Below are 20,303 nucleotides of genomic sequence, written 5' to 3'. Positions count from 1 at the left end.
AACTATGATTCTGAGTATACTTCAGCAAACGATTCTTTGCGGTTACGCCAAAGGCCAAAATGACCGAGGTACTTACGGCTATCCAGACTAAGCTTGGCGACTTAAAAAGTGACAGCCTGGGCGAATGTCAAACAAGAATAGTTGAAAGCACTAACTCTTCTTCCGATTATATCATGCAATACACCGAACATCGCCCAAAAGTCGATTCAAAAGGGTTGTTTGAATAAAAAACTTCGGCAACCCTCAGTAAGTTGTCGAAGCTTCTATCCTAAATTCTGTCAGGCAACCGCCAGCTCCACGCTTTCCGAATCCCCGGCAACCAAAGGGTTTACCTTTTCATCATCTTTTTCAACCCTTAAGTTATTCACGATATGCTGCTGACGTGCGGGCGTATTTTTACCCATAAAATATTCCAGCAGGGTTTTTACGTTAGCGTCCTTCAATATCACAGGGTCCAGGCGAATGTCTTTACCGATGAATAAACCAAATTCATCAGGCGATATTTCACCTAATCCTTTAAATCGTGTTATTTCCGGCTTATTGCCCAATTTGGCTATGGCATTGCGGCGTTCTTCGTCGCTATAACAGTAAATTGTTTCCTTTTTATTACGCACGCGGAAAAGCGGCGTCTGCAATATCGACACGTGACCGGCTTTCACCAGGTCCGGGAAGAACTGCAGGAAGAAGGTCATGAGCAGTAAGCGGATGTGCATCCCGTCTACATCGGCGTCGGTAGCGATAACGATATTGTTGTAACGCAAATCGTCCAACCCATCCTCAATATTCAGCGCATGCTGAAGCAGGTTAAATTCCTCATTTTCGTACACTACTTTTTTTGTCAGGCCGAAACAGTTCAGCGGCTTACCTTTCAGGCTGAATACCGCCTGTGTCATCACGTCCCGCGATTTGGTTATTGAACCGCTGGCCGAGTCACCCTCGGTGATAAATAAGGTGGTTTCCTGCTTCCGCTCGTGATTTTCGTCAAAGTGAACTTTACAATCGCGCAGCTTGCGGTTATGCAGCGAAGCTTTTTTGGCACGTTCATTGGCGAGCTTCTTGATACCAGCTATGTCCTTGCGTTCACGTTCCGACTGTAAAATACGCTTCAGCAGCGCATCGGCGGTAGCAGGGTTTTTGTGGAGATAGTTATCCAACTCCCGCTTTACGAAATCATTGATAAATGTGCGTACGGTCGGCCCTTCCGGTCCAACGTTTTGCGATCCGAGCTTGGTTTTAGTCTGCGATTCAAATACAGGCTCCTGCACCTTTATGGCTATGGCAGCTATAATGGATGCCCGCACATCCGAAGCTTCAAACGGCTTTTTATAAAAATCACGGATAGTACTCACAACCGCTTCACGGAAAGCGGCCTGGTGCGTGCCGCCCTGAGTGGTATTCTGACCATTAACAAACGAGTAATATTCCTCGCCATATTGCTGCCCGTGGGTCATGGCAATCTCGATATCTTCGCCTTTTAAGTGAATAATAGGATAGCGAATATTTTCAGCGTCGGAGTTTTTTGTCAGCAGGTCATAAAGGCCGCGCTCCGAAAAATATTTCTGGTTGTTAAAATTTATGGTTAAGCCGGAATTCAGAAACACATAGTTCCAGATCATGCTCTCTACAAATTCCGGAATAAAGCGGTAATGTCTGAAAATGGTATCATCGGGCCAGAAATTTATGGCCGTGCCATTACGCTGCGTAGTATCTTTTTCCGGTTCGTCCCTAATCAGTTCTCCTTTGGCAAATTCGGCCAGTTTAGTGCGTCCGTCGCGGTATGATTGTACGGTAAACGAGTTAGACAGTGCGTTAACTGCTTTTGTACCCACACCATTCAAACCTACTGATTTTTGGAATGCCTTGCTGTCGTACTTACCACCTGTGTTGATTTTCGATACGCAATCGATAACCTTGCCCAACGGGATGCCGCGGCCATAATCGCGCACGGATACCTTATGATCGCTCATGGTAATATCAATGGTTCTGCCTGCGCCCATCACAAACTCGTCGATCGAGTTGTCCACGATCTCTTTTAGCAGCACATATACGCCGTCGTCGTAAGCCGAGCCATCGCCAAGCTTGCCGATGTACATACCCGGGCGTAAGCGTATATGCTCTTTCCAATCCAGCGAACGGATGCTATCATCACTATAATTTACAGCTTCAGCCATTTAATTTTATTGTTAAATTAAGGGAAAAGGAACGGACAGGTTTGTTATGTGGCAAAATATGTCCGTGTGGCAAAAATAATGTTTGCGTTAAAAATTAATCAACCTAATGTTTTAACTTATCCACAATAGACTAAGATTTACAGGATTGATGATTTGCACGGGTAACAAAAGCAGCTAAACCCGGTTCCGGTTTATGGCTTAAACTTCAAACAATTACTTGCTTTATCCATATTCTTAAAAAATTCGGGGCTTTTATCGTTGGTAAAGCAAACGGCCATAATAATACCGGTATGGTCTTTTTGCAGCGTGATCAGCAAGGCATATTTATAGCGCTTGGTGGTTTGCATATCGCGCAGCGTCAGCAGGTACGACTTCCCGTTATCGGCGTTATAACGCGCCAGTATATCCGGAGGAATAACTCTTCCCGAATATGGATTATCGCCTGCAAAAGCAGCACATTGGGCGCGGGCTAACGGTATGTAGCTCGAATCGGGATTCGCAAGCTGCTGCGCATCGGGCAGGTTGCGCGCCTTTTCGTAGCTGGCCCAATTTTCCTTTTGCGACTTTACCTGCAGCCATATCTCAAAATCCTTACCGGGTATAGTCATGGCATAATCGTACGAAAAATACTCATTGTCCGGCGCGGGTATTTCCTTAAATCCGTTAGGAAAGGTAAAGCTTACATTTGCCTGCGCCGCCAGACGGATAAATGCCGACAGCTGCCTGGTTGCCGGTGTATGCTTAACCGGTATAACATGGGCCTTATTGTTTTTAACCGGGGGTTTCACTTGTGTAAAAACCGGCGATATACTGCCCGTGAGTATAACGGCAGCAAAAATTTGCTTAATTTGCTTCGAAACAATTTGCATTACCCGGGGCTAACAATAGTTTTTTAGTGACAATTAATAAGGCTCCAATAACAAAATTAAAATATAAATTTATAAAATAAACAATTAACGTATCATTAATATATGATTAAACCCAGGCTAAATCGCTTCGACCTCACCATGATTGTGATCAGCCTGGTGATAGGCATGGGGATATTCGCTACACCCAGCGAAGTAGCCGTTAAGGCAGGCAATGTCTGGATATTTTTTGGCGCCTGGATATTTGGCGGACTGGTGAGTCTTTGCGGCGCGCTTACCTATGCCGAAATTGGTGCACGCTACCCGGTAACGGGCGGCTTTTACAAGGTTTTTTCATACTGCTACCACCCCGCCATTGCCTTTATGGTCAACTGGGTGCTGGTTATCAGCAATGCGGCTTCGGTAGCTGCCGTGGCGCTAATCGGCGCCGACTATATCAGGCCATTCCTGCTGCCTGCTGATCTGCAAAATGATTTGGGAACCAAAATAATCACTATTACCTCGGTACTCATATTATATATCATTAACTTTCTTGGCATTAAAATGAGCGCACGCACGCAAAACGCCCTTATGCTTTTTAAAATCGGGATGATTGTATTGGTTTGCACCACGGTATTTAAAAGTGATGTGCATCCCATCAACACCGGTATAATACCCCATAAAGGCAACGTGATATCTGCATTCGGCTTAAGCCTGGTGGCAGTCTTTTTTACATTCGGCGGCTACCAGCAAACTATAAATTTCGGCGGCGACGTTATCAACGCCAAAACCAATACACCTAAAGCTATAGCAGCCGGCATAGCCGTAATACTATTCCTGTACCTCACTATCAATTACGCATATTATCATGTGCTGGGGCTCGGCGGACTGCAGCAAACGCCATCCCTGGCTGCCAAAATGGTGGGCGAAATATTTGGCGACCTGGGCTATAAGATAACCTCGGTCATGATTTTCCTATCAGTGCTGGCATTCGTCAACGTAAATGTAATGAGCAATCCCCGGGTGTATTATGCCATGGCAGAAGATGGTATACTACCGCCGATATTTAAGAAGGTGAACCCCAAAACGCAGGTGCAGGAGTTCGGCATGAGTTTCTTTGTTGCAGCAGCTATCGCCATATTGTTGTTTGTAGCTAAATTTGGCGATTTGCTTAAGTATGTAATGTTTTTCGATACCATCGGCCTGTCCCTGGCAGCTTTCACGATCTTTTTATTACGAAAAAAAACCAAAGAACTCGACAGCACAGGCATTTATACCATAAAATGGTTCCCACTGGTGCCAATTGTTTTTATAGCATCATATTTATTTGTGACACTTAATATTTTTATCAGCTTTAAAGAAGATCCGTATGCAGCATTGCGATGTCTGGGAGCCTACGTATTAGGCTTGATAATTTACTATGCATGTACCTTTAAAAAAGACGGAAACACATCAAAACATAAATTTTAACCATCAACAGCATGCTTAGCTCACCTGCCCTCTACATAGAAGATTATACGTCAGATGGATGCAGTTTAAGTGCTCTCCTTTAGATTGGATTAAATGGGGCGAACCGTAAATAATATAACATGGACTTATCCTACATACTTAACGAACTTGGCGAAGAACGCAGCGACTATTTTAATGCCGTTTCTCCGCCGATCATTCAAACCAGCAATTTTACCTTTAATACCGTAAGCGATTTCAGGCAGGCGCTGGCAGAGGAATTCGACGCCTTGCTTTATTCGCGCGGACAAAATCCTACCATCAATATCCTGCGGCAAAAATTAGCTGCGCTGGACGGCGCGGAAGATGCACTGGTTTTTAGCAGCGGGATAGCCGCCATAACTGTGCCTGTATTATCGCTCCTGCAACAAGGGGACCATGCAGTAGTTGTTGAAAACCCCTATAGCTGGACAATAAAATTATTCAATAACATGCTGCCTAAATTTGGCATATCGTCTACTTATGTTGATGGCAGCGATACGGAACAGATCCGGAAAGCTATTCAACCAAATACCAGGCTGATCTATCTTGAAAGCCCCAATACATTTAGTTATGAACTTCAGGATTTAAAAGCCGTGGCAGATATGGCCAAACCGAGGGGCATCCTTACGATGATCGACAACAGCTATTGTGGCCCGCTCTACCAGCAGCCGATAGCATTGGGAATAGATTTAGTGGCGCAATCTGCTACTAAATATTTGGGAGGCCATTCAGATGTGGTTGCGGGTGTAGTTACCGGCAGCCGCGAGCTTATTAAAAAGATATTTAATAATGAATTTCTTAATATCGGCCCGGCGCTTTCGCCACATTCGGCCTGGCTGCTGATACGAGGCTTAAGGACGCTGCCCTTAAGGATGCAGCGGAGCTTCGAGACTGCCAAAGTGATTACCCGCTGGCTGCAGGATCATCCGGCTGTCGACCAGGTGATATGGCCTTTTATGCCCAATTTTAAACAATCCGGGCTTGCCGTCAGGCAAATGCAGGGTTGCGGCAGCATGTTTAGCTTCATTCTAAAAAATCCATCCGTTCAAAAAATAGAAAATTTTTGCAATAAGCTACAGCACATCCTGATGGCCGTATCATGGGGTGGACACGAAAGTTTAATTATTCCTGCTATTGCCGGTATGGCCAAAAATGAATACGACTCAACTAACCGCCGCCATAATCTTATACGGATGTACGCCGGGCTGGAAGACGCAGGCTACCTGATTAAGGATTTGGAACAGGCGCTGGATGAAGTTGTCTAAAAGTTGTAACGTTGAAAGATTGATTCAATCCTGTTAAGGCTTTATGTTCATCTGCGCTCATCAGCAAAATCTTACATCTGCGCTCCGCCTTTCGGACTTCGCCGACTTTGCTGACTTTCCAGGCTCCGCCCATCAAACCCTTTTATTATTTTAGCGTTTTTAAATTACCCCTGCCAGTCGCTATATGAATATATCTGCCCGTAAGTACATTATATTATTACTGTCGTTCTTTTTCCTTAGTTCAATTGCTTTTATCTCATGCCGCCGCAGACACGTTTCGGAGCGCGAAAGGGAAGAAACCAAACGCAAAGCAGAGGTATCGAAAGCTAAGGCACTGATTAGCAGTATAAAGGACATTCATTATACCGAGGTAAAACGCACTTTCGATAACGGGCTTTCCTTTAGCCCCGTTGGTTACCAGCTGATCCCCGAGTGGCGTATTTCTTTCCCTTCAGATGATTCGGTAAACATTTACAGCCCCCGGAAAAAGAAATTTTTGAATACGCCCGTTGTGTTCGACCATGACTCGATCTATAACGTAGCCTGGGCCTGGCTTAAATTAAAATATATTAAAAAAGACAGTATACAATTTATGGTGCTGCATGTTGACGGCCGTGTTATAAACGATGAGAAAGTACATGCCTACATGACTTTTTACACCAATGATTATATCAAAAACGTACTGCATTCCGATACGGCCAACTTTTGGAAACCAAGCAAAAGGGATACGGATTATATAAAAGCGAAATCACTTGCAGCCAATAAAATATTAGATAGCGCCTTCGCCGGTACTACACCGCCGGTATTAAGAGCCAGGTCGCCGCTCGTCACAGTAAAAAAAGAAGTTGTGCATGATGGTGATGTGAACGGAGACATGCTGTTCGATAATTACCTGTCGCCTACTTATGACATTACTATCCATCATGCCTATACCGATTTTTACTATTCATATACAGCCTTTTTAGATGATAAAGGAAAAATTACCTTCAGGAAATCCATGGTGCCGCTAAACTATCTGTCTAAAGAAGGGGCTGAGGCTTATATCGCAGCTATGAAGGGCATTACAGACGGTTATCTCAAGCTTTATCTGGATGTAACACCGGCCAGCACATTAGGCATCCCGCATAGCAGCATTATCTTTCTGAATGTTACCGGAACGAAAAAGTAGGCCGGTCCATAACATTTGGTTATCCGGCATCGCCATTCGTGATAAAAATTAGGACTTGTATTGAAAGACATTTGTCGAAACTTAAGACAAATGGAAACCCATCAATTAAATCAGCCCCGTAAACAATTTTTAAACATTAGCAACAACCTGCAGAAATTGGTATTTGCAGGTTGTGCAGTATTTTGCCTTACACCATTTGCCGGCCCTGCAACGGCCCTGCTGTTGGGACTGGCGGTGGCACAGCTTACCGGCCATCCTTACCTGCATTTAAATCATAAAGCCACGCATTGGCTGCTCCAGGCGTCAGTAGTTGGCCTGGGCTTTGGCATGAATATAAATACCGCACTTAATGCGGGGAAACAGGGTGTACTGTTTACAATAGCTTCAATAGCAGGAACTCTAACCCTCGGCTATTTTTTTGGCAGGTGGTTAAACATCGAAAAGAAGACATCTTTTCTCGTTTCGGGAGGAACCGCCATTTGCGGCGGTAGCGCCATAGCAGCCATCTCACCTGTTATCAGGGCCGAAGAGAAGCAAATCTCTGTTGCTTTGGGCTGCGTATTTGTGTTAAACTCGTTAGCATTGTTCATTTTTCCACTAGTTGGGCAATACTTAAATTTATCGCAAACGCAATTTGGCCTGTGGTGCGCTATCGCTATTCACGACACCAGCTCGGTAGTAGGCGCGGCAAGCAAATACGGGCCGCATGCTTTAGCTGTAGCCACCACGGTAAAGCTTACCAGAGCTTTATGGATAATCCCGGTAACCTTCATTGCTGCAGCTATCTTTAAAAACAAATCGAAAAAGGCCAGCATGCCTTACTTCATAGCGCTATTCATTGTAGCATTGGCAATAAATACTTACGTGCCGGGAATTGCTATTATTGGTCCCCATATCGTAAATATTTCGAAGGCCGGCTTAACACTTACACTGTTTTTAATAGGGGCCGGACTATCACGCGCAGTATTGGCATCAGTAGGATTTAAACCTTTATTGCAAGGGGTGTTGCTTTGGGTGGCAATATCTTTAGCGGCACTATATGCGGTGGTGCATCTTGCATAATCCCAATACAGACCGATAATAGGATTCGGGTTTGAATCCGGCGCTACAATTATCAACCCATTTTCGTCTTTTCAGGCTTTCGGACCTTCCGGACTTTCTTAACCTACATCAAGATAAGCCAGCCTGAACATAGGTATCTTTGTAGTAATTATTAAGAGGAGACCAAATGCAAAAGCAAATTGAAAAAATATATAGCCGCCCTGCCCGTCCGGGTATGGTTGGCGACGGCTTCAGGGTATTTACCTATTTCCCTAACGCCGAATTAACCCAAAAGCGGGTAAGTCCATTTTTGATGCTCGATTTTAACGCCGAGTATGATTTCGGCCCGTCTGACCATATACGCGGGGTAGACGTACACCCGCACAAAGGCTTTGAAACCGTAACCATTGCCTACAAAGGCAGCGTGGCCCACCACGACAGTACCGGTAATAGCGGCGTAATAAACCCCGGCGACGTACAATGGATGACAGCTGGCGGCGGTATACTGCACAAAGAATACCACGAGGAAAATTTCTCAAAAAGGGGTGGTCCGTTTGAAATGGTACAACTGTGGGTCAATCTGCCGGCAAAACACAAGCTTACGCCTGCCAAATATCAACCAATAACTGCCGACCGGATGGGGAAGGTAACACTTCCTGATAACGGCGGCATGGTAAATGTTATCGCGGGTAACTTCAACGGCGAAAACGGACCCGCCACTACATTTACGCCAGTTAATATGTTTGATATCAAATTAAATGCAGGCGGTAAAACGAGCACTAATATTCCATCAACCCACAACGCAGTATTGCTGGTAATTGAAGGATCGGCAAACGTTAACGGCGCCCCGGTAAACGAGCACGACTTTGTATTATTTAAGAACGAAGGGGAGGAAATTAATATCAGTACAGACAGCAATGCGGTTCTGCTGTTATTAAGCGGAGAGCCTATTAATGAGCCGATTGCCCAATACGGTCCATTTGTGATGAATACCCACCAGGAACTGCAGGTTGCATTCCAGGAATTTCAGTCGGGTAAGTTTGGTGTATTAAACTAATAATCTTCATAAACAAGAACAGCGCCTTTTTCGGGCCGCTGTTCTTGTTTTTACAGCCTTCTTATTATTAGTTAATAAAGGTCCAGCCATCGCTCCAGCCGCGGTTAAGATGCGATCTGGTAATTGCTCCACTTATTGCGTAATGCTAACTGTGCCCATATCAGTTACGTTTCCGGTCGAAACGGAAACATTATTAACCGTTTTTATGGCATAAGGACTGACGGGTACAAATTTCACCTGGTACGTTCCGGCCGACAGGCCGGGGAAGTAAAATTTTCCTGTCGCATCAGCAACTGCGCCTACAGTATCGGTTCCCATAATGGCATAAACCTGTGGCGATGAAACAGCGGGGCTTACCATGCCGCTAAGCGCACCTGATGCGGCGGTAGCAATCGCCCTGATAACGGGTTTGAGAATATATTTACCATTCCCTGTTAATACGATAGATTGTGCAGCATCAAAGTCCAGGCGCATAGTGTAAGCAATGCCGGCCGTCAATTGCTCGTGAACATTAAGCTTGACGCCCGAGGTTTGACCGCTTGGCGTAGTCAAATCATACGAAATACCCCCAACGATAACCCGGTTACCACTGTCGTTAAGTACCAGTCTGACTTGCTGAATAGTGCCGGCCGGTATATCCTTATCGGCAAGTACCGTATCCCTGCCTGACCGGAATCGCAAAATATCTACCGCGCCGCCGTTAACGTCAAGTGTTTGCTCGCCTTTATCGGTCACTATTACAACGGCCTTGATGTTTAGAATGACAGCATCAAAAGCGCCAGGCGCATCTGTCATTTTTACCGTAACATGCGCCGTGCTTCCGGTATGGTTATCTTCCTTTTTACAGGCAAAAAAACAAAGGCTTAGGAGGCTAAATAGAAATAGTTTCTTCATGATCTTACAATTTGTTTTTTGGGTAGACAACAAGACTTTTGGAATTTTGTTTTATATCCGGCTTAAGGATGTACAGGCTAAGATGCCCGAATTTCAATGTGTGCTGACAGTTCCTTATCCGTCATTCACTTAAAACATGAGCAAAAGGAATAGTCAGATAATTATATCCGGCAGGAGCCCATTCTCCAGAGGTGCATTTGCTTTTCAGCGTGGTGAAATTGCCGGGAACAGAGGGCTGCGAAAGGCCGCAGTAAGATGGTTTGCCCGTGAATTGTAAGTGTTCCGTTTTTCTACCGAACACCCCGAACAGTGTACAACATATTGACTATCAGTATCTTGAATTTTAATCGGTTAGCAAGGCCCTAATAGTCAAGCAATTGATTATTTAACACAACTTAAAATTTTCATAACTAGCTATAACCGGCGTAACCTCCTGGCAAATACTGTGGGCGAATTGCTCGTCGAAAACATCATCCTTGCTATCTGTCCTTTTAAATATTATTCGCCATAGAACCAGCTTATTTAATATCAATCATAAAAAAATTATAGTTTCAGGATTGTTAAGATAATTTAATTATTAGTTTTGGTAACAATGTTGCCAAAGGCAGCATTACCACCAATTAACTGATTTTATGAGAAAGGCCTGCCTGATTATACTTTGTATAATTTATGGTGCAATTGCATGCGCCCAGCAATCATACGACAGAAAGATTGTAAAGTATTCTTCCAGGGATGGCCTTTCCTATGGCTACATAACCGGCATTGTGCAGGATGATAATGGCTTTATCTGGCTGGCCACCGAAGACGGGTTAAACCGGTTTGATGGCATAAATTTCAAGGTTTTTAAGCATAATGCTGCCAACCCAAACAGCTTGCCCAGCAATTATATAGATATGATCTGCAAGGATGCTGATGGTGCGATATGGCTTTCGACCCGGCAGGGGATTTATCAGTTTGATCCGAATACTGAAAAGTATATAAAGTTTAAGTGGGCGGCAAACATAGCGGTAAACGATTTAACCAGTATAACGGCTGTAAAAAACATAGTTTGGTTTTCAACTTATACCAGGGGAGTATTTTCGTATAATAAAAAAACCGGCAGCTTTCAAAATTTCAATCTTAAAAATATCTCACCAGGTACAGTTAATTCATCTACCTATGCCTACCAGGATTCCAGAGGGCTATTATGGGTCGGTGCGGAAACTGCCGTTTCTGTTTTCGCCACGGCAAACGGCCAGGTTAAAAACAGCCTGAATAACCAGATGCCGCTAAATGAGGTGCCTGCCGCACGGGTGAACGCTATTACAGAAGATGAGTATTCGAACATTTGGATAGCTACAAACAAGGGGCTGGCGGTTTATAAAAGGAATGAAAATAAAATAGAGACCTTTTATGGCCCTACTTACCAGATGCGGAGCAATGTTTTTTCATCACTCCTGGAAGATAATGACCATAATTTGCTGATAGGGCTGCAGGACGGAGGACTGTACCGGCTGGACCTGCAGAAAGCTACCGCGACCGGCTTCCGCAATATAAATATCCAGCCTGTAAAAACCGAGGACAACTTTACGGTAACAGAGCGCACCGTATTCAGGCTGTACTTGGATAAAGATAAAAATGTGTGGGCCGGCACTTATGGCGACGGTGTATATTTACTAAGTAACCTTCCCGGAAAATTTAAGAAGTTTCAAAATAAGCTTAGAGATGCCAACAGCACCGGCTATCTGCGGTACTATGGCATGTGCATGGATGACGAAGGATATCTATGGCTTGGTACAGACGGAGACGGCATATATAAAAAGAAACTGACCGGAGAGGTTATCCAGCATTATTTCGCTGATGTTCCGGGTGCGCCGTTAAAGAATGTAGCTATTTTGTCTGCATACCGTTCGCGCAATAACGATTTGTGGTTCGGTTCATACGCAAACGGCTTATTTAAGTACAGCAAAAAAAATGGCAGGTTCACTAACTATATGCATAACGCCGGTGACCCGACGAGCTTGTGTAAAAACGATGTGAGAGCCATTTTTGAAGACTCGGACGACAACCTGTGGGTGGGGACAAACAATGGCGGCATAAGTATTCTGCCCAAAAATGGCACTAAGTTTATCAATTATTCAACTGCTAACAAGGCTTTACCCGGCGATAATATCCGCGCAATATGCCAGGATAACAAAGGGGTTATCTATGTAGGGACTTATGGCAGCGGCTTATTGTGCTATGATAAAAAGCATAATAAATTTTCAGCCTGCTTTAACGATAAACAATTAGCAGAATTTTTACCAAGCAGGGTTATTTATTCACTCAAGTGCTTTGGTAATAAATTATTGATAGGCACCGAGAGCAATGGCCTTATCATATATGATTTGAGCAATAAAATCATTAAAAGGTTTATGGAAGGCGACGGCCTGGCCAATAATACCATAAATTCTATTCAGCAGGATGGTAAAAGTAATATATGGGTAAGTACAAATAAAGGATTATCGAAAATTGAAAGTAAAACGGGAAGCATTTTAAATTACGATGTATCTAATGGTTTGCAGGGAGGTCATTTCAGCCCCGGATCATCCATGTACAGCATAAGGGATAATTTTATGTGCTTTGGCGGCACAGAGGGCTACAACATTTTCTTTCCGGACGAGGTTAAACGAAGTACCTTCAAGCCGAAAGTATTAATTACTGGCCTGCAGTTATTTAACAAAGATGTAGAAGTTGGCGAAAAAGACCACATTTTAAGCACCACCATCAACAGGGCCGCAGAAATTACCTTAAAGCCGGATCAGTCTGTATTTTCCGTGGAATATGTGGCATTAAATTATGCCTATTCAGACAAGAGTGAATTTGCTTACCGGCTGGTAGGCCTGGATAAAGGATGGAATTATGTAAAAACGCAAAAGTCGGCCACCTACCGTTACCTGGAGCCGGGTACTTACATATTTAAAGTAAAGGCATCTAACCAGGATGGAGTTTGGTTTGATGATTACGCGTCTATAAACATCCGTATCTTGCCACCCTGGTATAAAACATGGTACGCCTGGACGCTTTATGTATTATTTGCCATAGCACTGATTTATTATTACCTCCGGTATAAAAACAACCAGTCGAAACTTAGATACGATATCAAGCTGGCACAGATCACTGCCGAACAGGAAAAAGCGCTGAACGAGAAAAAGCTTTCTTTTTTCACCAATATCTCGCACGAATATCGTACCCCGCTTACATTAATCATAAACCCGCTGAAGGAAATGCTGGCCGGACAGACAAATAATTCAACCGATACAAACACGTTAAAGGTGGTTTACCGGAATGCCAAACGACTGTTAAGCCTCACTGACCAATTACTGCTCTTCAGGAAAGCGGATAGCGGCGGCGATAAACTCACTGTTGTAAAATTGAATATTGTCGACCTTTGCCGGGACGTAACCTTATACTTTGATTACCAGGCAAAGGCTAAAAACTTGCAGATTGACTTTAGCAGTGAAAGCGAAAATATACAAGTTTATGCAGACCGGGAGAAGATGGAGATTGTATTTTTCAATCTTATTTCAAATGCTATAAAATTTACGCCCGATCATGGTAAGGTAAGCTGTATAATTACCGAAAACAGCGATAGCGTAACTATAAGTGTAAAAGATTCGGGTTATGGAATAAGCAAAGAAATTGGCGAAAAGCTTTTCGACAGGTTCTTCCAGATCCAAAACATCAGCCAGTCGCACAGCGGCGGGTTTGGCATAGGCCTTTACCTGGTTAAAACATTTATCGATAGTCACCAGGGCTGTATAAGCTATGAAAGCGAGGAGGCCAACGGCAGTACTTTCAGTGTTATGCTTTTAAAAGGCAAGAAACATTTTGGTAATACCTTGATTTTTGAAGATACCGCCGAACCATCCGTATTCCTGGATGAACTCATGGACGATGAAGAACTGGTTGCGGAGAGCGAATGTTTAAACCACGTTCCGGCCGATGCTTACAATGCATTGGTCAGCCCCAAAAAAGTGCTGCTTGTAATTGAAGACAATCACCAGGTGCGGCAATATATATCCCAGATATTCAAAGATGAGTATGAAGTTTTTGAGGCAGACAACGCCAACGACGGCTATACCATGATCTGTAAGCTGATGCCGGATTTAATTATCAGCGATGTAATGATGAACGGCCTGAGCGGCATTGACCTTTGCAGCCGTGTAAAAAAGGAGCCTGCCTTAAATCACATTCCGTTTATTTTATTAACCGCAAATGCGTTGCCCGAGATTAAGTTAAAGGGGATAGAATGCGGCGCCGACGATTATGTTACCAAACCTTTTGACAAAGAAGTACTTGTAGCGAGGGTTAACGGCCTGATAAAAAGCCGCGAAAATCTGCATCAGTTCTTTTATAATGCCATTACCCTAAAATCAAACGGGCTGAAAGTACCTTCTGAATACAAAGAATTTTTGGAAAAGTGTATCGCCATTGTTGAAAGCCATTTGGAGGATGAGCAGTTTAGCATCAAAAATTTGTCCGACGAAATAGGAATGAGTCATTCTAACCTCTACAAAAAAATTAAAGCTATTTCCGGCGGCTCGGCGAATGAATTTATCAGATATATCAGGCTGCGCAAAGCAGCGGAGCTGATGCTGAATTCAGATTTTACAGTAGCCGAGGCCGCTTATAAAGTTGGTATTAATAACGCCAAATATTTCCGTGAGCAGTTTAGTAAATTGTTCGGCATTAACCCGTCGGAATATATCAGGAAACACAGGAGCCAGTTCAATCCTGTAAGTAAACGTTTTGTTACAAAGCAGTAAGATCAAAATCGTTTTTTTTGTTCAAAAAGTAGCCTATTTGGCTAATATTATTAAATACCCCCCCTATAATTACGATTTACCCCCCCTTTTTAGTTCGCTTTTATCACCAGATTAGCGTTGCCAATAATACCTGTATCTTTTACATTTTTTAATTTATAACTACTCCGCAGCCCGGTTGGCAATAAACCGGGCCAAAAAAATAGGCGGTTTAATTATAAATGTAATTTATACGGTTATAAGGCCGGCCAGCTAGTAAATACCAGTACAATTAATATAAACCAATTTATTATTAACCTAAAACATGAAAAATGGAAGAAAAAAAGCGCCCTTAAACTCCGAAAGTGATTGTATGGCGATCATGTAATCGCCGCGAATTAGAATCTATCAATTTTCTTATCTCAAAAAATCAACTATGCAACATTTTTTATCTAAACAAGCACGCATTTTATTAAAGCGCTCAAAGATAATATCAGGTTTCTTGCCGGTATTTTTGCTGCTTACCGATGGTGCGAATGCGGCAGGTAGCAATGCTAATTTACCCGCGCTTGTCAAAAGCGCTTCCGGTTATAATAAAACCATTGCAGCGCCAATAAATATTAAAGGAAAAGTAACCGACCAGGCTACCGGTGAAACCCTGATCGGCGTGTCGGTAAAAATTAAAGATACCAATAGCGGTACGCTTACCGATGTGAACGGTAATTTCTCGCTTACCGCCCCTGATAACGCAGTATTAGTGGTATCATACATCGGTTACAACACGTTAGAGGTACCGGTAAACGGCCAAACCACGCTTAATATTAAACTACAGGCATCCGCGAAAGGCCTCAACGAGGTTGTTGTAGTAGGTTATGGTGTACAAAAGAAAGCTACACTTACGGGTGCAGTAGTTGCCGTTAAGGGCGACGAGCTGATAAAGTCACCGGCAACTAACCTATCTAATTCAATAGCCGGGCGTATGGCCGGCGTAACCGCCACCAACTCAGGCGGCGAACCGGGATACGACGGCGCTACAATACGTATACGGGGCACGAACACTTTGGGTAACAGCGATCCGCTGGTGGTAATTGACGGTGTCCCCTCACCGGCCGGCCAGAACACTATTGACCGTATAAACCCTGCAGATGTTGAAAGTATCTCCGTTCTGAAAGACGCCTCTGCAGCTATATATGGTTCCAGGGCGGCAAATGGCGTTATCCTGGTTACCACCAAACATGGTAAAACGGGTAAGCCCGACATCTCTTATACTTACAATCACGGATGGTCGCAGCCTACTGTAATTCCTAAAATGGCTAATTCAACTGAATATGCCACGATGGTGAATGAAATTGACCTGTACAACCTGCCTTCGCAATACTGGGCCGATGCAGCAGCAGCATTTAAATCAACAGGCAGCTTTACCAGGCCCGACAACGGAGCAACCACTACAGCGACCTTCCAGCCATCTGATTTCAAAAAATTTGCCGACGGTTCCGACCCATGGGGCCACCCTAACACCGATTGGTTTAAGGCCACTTTAAAAACCTGGTCACCCCAGTCACGCCAAAATGTTCAGTTATCGGGCGGTTCAGAAAACGTGAAGTACTTAACCTCTATCGGATACGAAAGCCAGGACGGTTACTACAAAAATTCAGCTACCGGTTACAAGCAGTATGACTTCCGCATGAACCTTGACGCTAAAGTAAATAAATATATAAGCACCTCGTTTGGCGTATCAGGCCGCCAGGAAAACCGTTTTTTTCCTAATGGTGGCGGTGCCGGCGATATTTTCAGGATGCTGATGCGTGGTTATCCGTATAAACCTGCTTACTGGCCAAATGGATTGCCGGGACCGGATATTGAAAACGGCCAGCAGCCTGTGCTGATCACCACTAACCAAACGGGTTACAATAAAGATACCCGTTACTATGTGCAGACCAACGGAAAAATCGAAATCACGGTTCCGGGCGTAGAAGGGCTGAAGTTTACAGGTAACGTAGCTATTGATAAGTATATGCAGCAAACAAAAGCATGGCAAACTCCATGGTATGTATACAGCTGGGACAATGTACATTATGAAGCTGATGGAAAAACCCCGGTGCTTACCAAGGTGGCACGCGGCCCGGCCCAGGCAAACCTTAGCCAGGGTTCTGACGACGAACAAAGCACCATGCTTGAAGGCATAGCAAGCTATACCCATAATTTTGGCGGCCATAACATTGTGGTGCTTGCCGGTGTAACTAAAGAAAAATCAAATGCGAGCTACTTTGGCGCAAGCCGTAAATATTATAACTCAACCGCAATTGATCAGTTGAACGCGGGCGGAAATGCCGAAATTGGCAACTACGGCGGCGCCTGGGAAAAAGCACGATTAAGCTACTTCGGCAGGGTTGGATACAACTATAAAGAAAAGTATCTCGCTGAGTTTTTATGGAGGGTAGATGGTTCATATATCTTCCCAGAAGCGCATCGTTTTGGCTTCTTCCCCGGGATTTCTGCCGGCTGGAGAATATCCGAAGAAAACTGGTTTAAAGGCAACGTGAAGTTTATTCAAAACTTAAAGCTTCGCGGCTCATGGGGTCAGTTGGGTAACGATAATGTGGTTAACCCTGCCACCGGCACGCTGGATGAATATGCCTTCCTGTCCTTATATAACATTGGTTCCTACATCATTGGTGGCGTACCGGTGCAAACACTTGCTGAAGGTATAGCACCCAATCCGAACTTTACATGGGAAGTTGCCAATAACAGCGACGTTGCATTGGAAGGTACAACATTAAATGGGAAATTAGATTTCGTATTGGAAGCCTTTTTAAATAAACGTACCAACATCTTATGGCCTTCAAGAGGAACCGTTCCGGCTACCGGTATACCGGCTGCCCTGTTGCCTCCGGTAAACTATGCGAAAGTGACCAATAAAGGATGGGAGTTTCAGTTAACATACCATGATAACATCGGTAGCGACTTTAGGTACAATGTTGGGCTTACCGGCAGCTATGCTAAAAACAGGATTGATCAATGGGGTGAAGTACCCGGCGCTCCGGACTGGCAAAAATCAACCGGCCACCCTATCGGAAGCGGCTTGTATTACATTTATGAAGGCATATTTGCTACCCAGGCACAGATTGATGCCAACAAAGTTGATTACAGCGGTGTTGGCGCCAGCACCTTGCGCCCAGGCGACATGATATATAAAGATGTGAACGGTGACGGTAAAATTAACGGCGATGACCAGGTTAGAAACGATAAGAACACCAGTCCTACCTTCCAGGGAGGATTAAGCTTCGGCGCTCAGTATAAAAACTTCGATTTAACAGTTTTGTTCCAGGGCGCTGCAGGTGCACAACTTTATTTCCAGACCGAGTCCGGAACTATCGGTAACTTCACCCAATACAGCTACGATCATCGCTGGACAGTTGATAACCCAAGCACAGTTTACCCTCGTACTGTTGACCGTAATAACCAGTATTTCTCAAACGGGAATACTTACTGGCTGCTCAATATGAATTATATAAGGCTTAAAAACGTTGAATTGGGATATACCATTCCATCTACTATCGGTAAAAAAGTTGGTATCAGCAATTTACGTATTTATGCAAACGGGCTAAACCTGGCTACGTTGGCTAAGCAGCACATTTATGATCCTGAATCAACCAGTTCAGACGGGCACTATTACATACAGTCGAGAGTAATCAATTTGGGCGCAAGTGTTAAATTTTAATTTTAACGATATGAAAACATTTATAAGAAATATCTCAATAATAACGATTGTATCGGGAGCGCTGCTTACTTCGTGTAAGAAAGACTTTTTGAATACAACGCCATTGAACCAGGCATCATCCGCCACCACCTGGGCCGACCCCAACCTCTCCGAAGCCTTTGTAACGGAGTTGTACAACGGCCTGTATGAGGGCGAACTAAACCAGGAGAACCTGGACTGCCAGACAGATAACGCGCTTTATAACTTCGGAAAAGAGAACATCAACGAAGGAAACATAAGCCCGGCTGCAACTGGTAACGTGCCACACACTTATGAGTGGGGCGAGATGTATGCCCGTATCCGGTCTGCCAATATTGCTTTAGAGCAGCTGGCGAAAGCACCGATAGATAAATCGCTGGTTGACAGGCTTACAGGCGAGGCATTGTTTATGCGTGCTTACTATTACAATCAACTACTGCGCTATTATGGCGGCGTGCCGTTGGTAAAATCATCTTATTCAGCCAGTGCAACTGACTTTACTATCGCGAGGAGCAGCTATTCGGATTGCGTCGATTTTATCGTAGGCGATCTTGATAAAGCCGCTGGTCTGCTTCAAGGCAAGGATCAGCCTAAAGGCAGGGCAACAAGTGATGCAGCTTTAGCTTTAAAGGCAAGGGTACTATTATACGCTGCCAGCGATTTGCATGATATGCCAACCGCAAAAGCTAAATCGAGCCTCTTATCGCAATATGCGCACCCTGAACTGTTAGGCTACGTTGATGGCGACCGTGCCGCCCGCTGGAAAAAAGCCCAGGATGCTGCAAAAGCCGTTATGGATTTAGGCAAATACGGTTTTAAACTCGATCTATCCGCCCCTGCATCTGCCACTGATGGATTTAACAATTACCAGAACTCTTATTTGTCGAGAAATGGCGGTGAGGCTGAAATTTTGTTCGCCCGTTATTTCGCCAACGCTAAAGACGAGTGGGGCGCCTGGTATGCCCGTAACAACTGTCCGAACGGATACCACGGTTGGACATCAAGCGAGCCTACCCAAAATATGGTTGACGACTACGAGATGATGGATGGCACCAAATTCGACTGGAAAAACCCCGCCGAAGCAGCGGCTCCTTATCAAAACAGGGACCCTCGCTTCTATGCGTCTATTTTGTATGATGGAGCACCATGGAAACCGCGTACGCCGGATGGCGCCGGCATAGACCCATATAATGAAATACAGATGGGTACCTATCAAACAGGCAGCTCGAGCAGCCCTGTAGCCTATTTCGGTTTGGATACCAGGAACTCACCGCTCGAAAACTGGAATGGTACCCGTACAGGTTACGGCATCAGGAAGTTTATGGACCCTAACCCGGCTATCGTTGATAATAATACCCGTCAGGAAGTACCGTCTCCTCAAATCCGTTATACCGAAGTTGTATTCAACTACATAGAAACGTGCCTGGCCTTAGGGCAGGAAGGTGAAGCCAAAATCTGGCTGAATAAGATCCGCTTCCGCTCGGGTATGCCGGCTATTACCGATGCAGGCGATGCGCTGGTTGAACGCTACCGGAATGAGCGCAACGTAGAAATGATGTTTGAAGAACAACGCTTTTATGATGCCCGACGCTGGATGATAGCGCCGCAAACGCTTGGTAATAAAGCGAAAATTATTAAAATAACGGGCACATTAAAACCGGGCAAAACAGTAAGTGTTTACAGGTATAACACGGATAATTATAATTATACCTATACCGTGCAGGAACTTGACCCCGGAGTGGAAAACCGCAGCTGGAACGACAAAGTTTATTTCCCGCCGATTAACAGGGATGAGATGAATAAAAACAATAAGTTAATTCAGAACCCCGGTTATTAATAACGAATAATAAAATTCTGTATATTAGAATAGAG

12 protein-coding genes are annotated in these 20,303 nt (G+C 44.3%); 9 read left to right on the top strand and 3 right to left on the bottom strand.

The genetic code is table 11. The features are described 5' to 3' along the window. The first annotated feature begins 59 nt into the window (after positions 1-59). Positions 60-227 (top strand): hypothetical protein, encoded by a 168-nt coding sequence (locus Q3W13_RS05320; protein WP_302861922.1) that lies wholly within the window; start codon positions 60-62, stop codon positions 225-227. Positions 228-278: 51 nt separating this feature from the next. Here Q3W13_RS05320 and Q3W13_RS05315 read toward each other — a convergent pair whose 3' ends face one another. Beyond that, positions 279-2,171 carry a DNA topoisomerase IV subunit B gene (locus Q3W13_RS05315; protein ID WP_302861920.1) on the bottom strand — a complete coding sequence of 631 codons (1,893 nt, stop codon included), beginning with the start codon at positions 2,169-2,171 and terminating at the stop codon, positions 279-281. Between the two features lie 191 nt (positions 2,172-2,362). Continuing rightward, entirely contained in the window at positions 2,363-3,040 is a 678-nt protein-coding gene (locus tag Q3W13_RS05310; RefSeq protein ID WP_302861918.1) for a hypothetical protein, read from the bottom strand. Positions 3,041-3,142: 102 nt separating this feature from the next. On the opposite strand from Q3W13_RS05310, the gene Q3W13_RS05305 reads away from it, so the two are divergent. The 5 genes from Q3W13_RS05305 to Q3W13_RS05285 all read left to right on the top strand — a co-directional run bounded on the left by Q3W13_RS05305 (position 3,143) and on the right by Q3W13_RS05285 (position 9,035). After that, positions 3,143-4,486: an APC family permease gene (locus Q3W13_RS05305; RefSeq protein ID WP_302861916.1), complete on the top strand. Its 1,344-nt coding sequence runs from the start codon at positions 3,143-3,145 to the stop codon at positions 4,484-4,486. A gap of 119 nt (positions 4,487-4,605) precedes the next feature. Then, positions 4,606-5,769, top strand: a complete 1,164-nt coding sequence (locus Q3W13_RS05300) for a PLP-dependent aspartate aminotransferase family protein (RefSeq protein WP_302861915.1) — start codon at positions 4,606-4,608, stop codon at positions 5,767-5,769. A gap of 184 nt (positions 5,770-5,953) precedes the next feature. Next, positions 5,954-6,937, top strand: a complete 984-nt coding sequence (locus tag Q3W13_RS05295) for a hypothetical protein (protein ID WP_302861914.1) — start codon at positions 5,954-5,956, stop codon at positions 6,935-6,937. Between the two features lie 90 nt (positions 6,938-7,027). After that, the gene (locus Q3W13_RS05290; RefSeq protein ID WP_302861913.1) at positions 7,028-7,999 is read left to right on the top strand and encodes a YeiH family protein; all 972 of its coding nucleotides are present in this window, start codon (positions 7,028-7,030) and stop codon (positions 7,997-7,999) included. Positions 8,000-8,165: 166 nt separating this feature from the next. Beyond that, the gene (locus Q3W13_RS05285; RefSeq protein WP_302861911.1) at positions 8,166-9,035 is read left to right on the top strand and encodes a pirin family protein; all 870 of its coding nucleotides are present in this window, start codon (positions 8,166-8,168) and stop codon (positions 9,033-9,035) included. A gap of 132 nt (positions 9,036-9,167) precedes the next feature. Here Q3W13_RS05285 and Q3W13_RS05280 read toward each other — a convergent pair whose 3' ends face one another. Beyond that, positions 9,168-9,929 (bottom strand): DUF4382 domain-containing protein, encoded by a 762-nt coding sequence (locus tag Q3W13_RS05280; protein ID WP_302861910.1) that lies wholly within the window; start codon positions 9,927-9,929, stop codon positions 9,168-9,170. A 632-nt stretch (positions 9,930-10,561) separates the two neighbouring features. On the opposite strand from Q3W13_RS05280, the gene Q3W13_RS05275 reads away from it, so the two are divergent. From Q3W13_RS05275 to Q3W13_RS05265, 3 genes are all read left to right on the top strand, one after another. Continuing rightward, entirely contained in the window at positions 10,562-14,716 is a 4,155-nt protein-coding gene (locus Q3W13_RS05275; protein WP_302861909.1) for a hybrid sensor histidine kinase/response regulator transcription factor, read from the top strand. Between the two features lie 412 nt (positions 14,717-15,128). After that, complete coding sequence (locus Q3W13_RS05270) at positions 15,129-18,413, top strand: TonB-dependent receptor (RefSeq protein WP_302861907.1); 3,285 nt, start codon at positions 15,129-15,131, stop codon at positions 18,411-18,413. Between the two features lie 10 nt (positions 18,414-18,423). After that, complete coding sequence (locus Q3W13_RS05265; protein WP_302861905.1) at positions 18,424-20,268, top strand: RagB/SusD family nutrient uptake outer membrane protein; 1,845 nt, start codon at positions 18,424-18,426, stop codon at positions 20,266-20,268. The last annotated feature ends 35 nt before the right edge of the window (positions 20,269-20,303 follow it).

The sequence above is a fragment of the Mucilaginibacter sp. L3T2-6 genome (assembly GCF_030519355.1).
Classification (GTDB): domain Bacteria; phylum Bacteroidota; class Bacteroidia; order Sphingobacteriales; family Sphingobacteriaceae; genus Mucilaginibacter.
This window is presented reverse-complemented; position numbering and strand designations above follow the sequence as displayed.

Excerpts from the sequence above, each read along its gene's own strand:
- Q3W13_RS05320 (WP_302861922.1), top strand. The coding sequence starts at position 60 with ATGACCGAGGTACTTACGGCTATCCAGACTAAGCTTGGCGACTTAAAA.
- Q3W13_RS05315 (WP_302861920.1), bottom strand. The coding sequence starts at position 2,171 with ATGGCTGAAGCTGTAAATTATAGTGATGATAGCATCCGTTCGCTGGAT.
- Q3W13_RS05310 (WP_302861918.1), bottom strand. The coding sequence starts at position 3,040 with ATGCAAATTGTTTCGAAGCAAATTAAGCAAATTTTTGCTGCCGTTATA.
- Q3W13_RS05305 (WP_302861916.1), top strand. The coding sequence starts at position 3,143 with ATGATTAAACCCAGGCTAAATCGCTTCGACCTCACCATGATTGTGATC.
- Q3W13_RS05300 (WP_302861915.1), top strand. The coding sequence starts at position 4,606 with ATGGACTTATCCTACATACTTAACGAACTTGGCGAAGAACGCAGCGAC.
- Q3W13_RS05295 (WP_302861914.1), top strand. The coding sequence starts at position 5,954 with ATGAATATATCTGCCCGTAAGTACATTATATTATTACTGTCGTTCTTT.
- Q3W13_RS05290 (WP_302861913.1), top strand. The coding sequence starts at position 7,028 with ATGGAAACCCATCAATTAAATCAGCCCCGTAAACAATTTTTAAACATT.
- Q3W13_RS05285 (WP_302861911.1), top strand. The coding sequence starts at position 8,166 with ATGCAAAAGCAAATTGAAAAAATATATAGCCGCCCTGCCCGTCCGGGT.
- Q3W13_RS05280 (WP_302861910.1), bottom strand. The coding sequence starts at position 9,929 with ATGAAGAAACTATTTCTATTTAGCCTCCTAAGCCTTTGTTTTTTTGCC.
- Q3W13_RS05275 (WP_302861909.1), top strand. The coding sequence starts at position 10,562 with ATGAGAAAGGCCTGCCTGATTATACTTTGTATAATTTATGGTGCAATT.
- Q3W13_RS05270 (WP_302861907.1), top strand. The coding sequence starts at position 15,129 with ATGCAACATTTTTTATCTAAACAAGCACGCATTTTATTAAAGCGCTCA.
- Q3W13_RS05265 (WP_302861905.1), top strand. The coding sequence starts at position 18,424 with ATGAAAACATTTATAAGAAATATCTCAATAATAACGATTGTATCGGGA.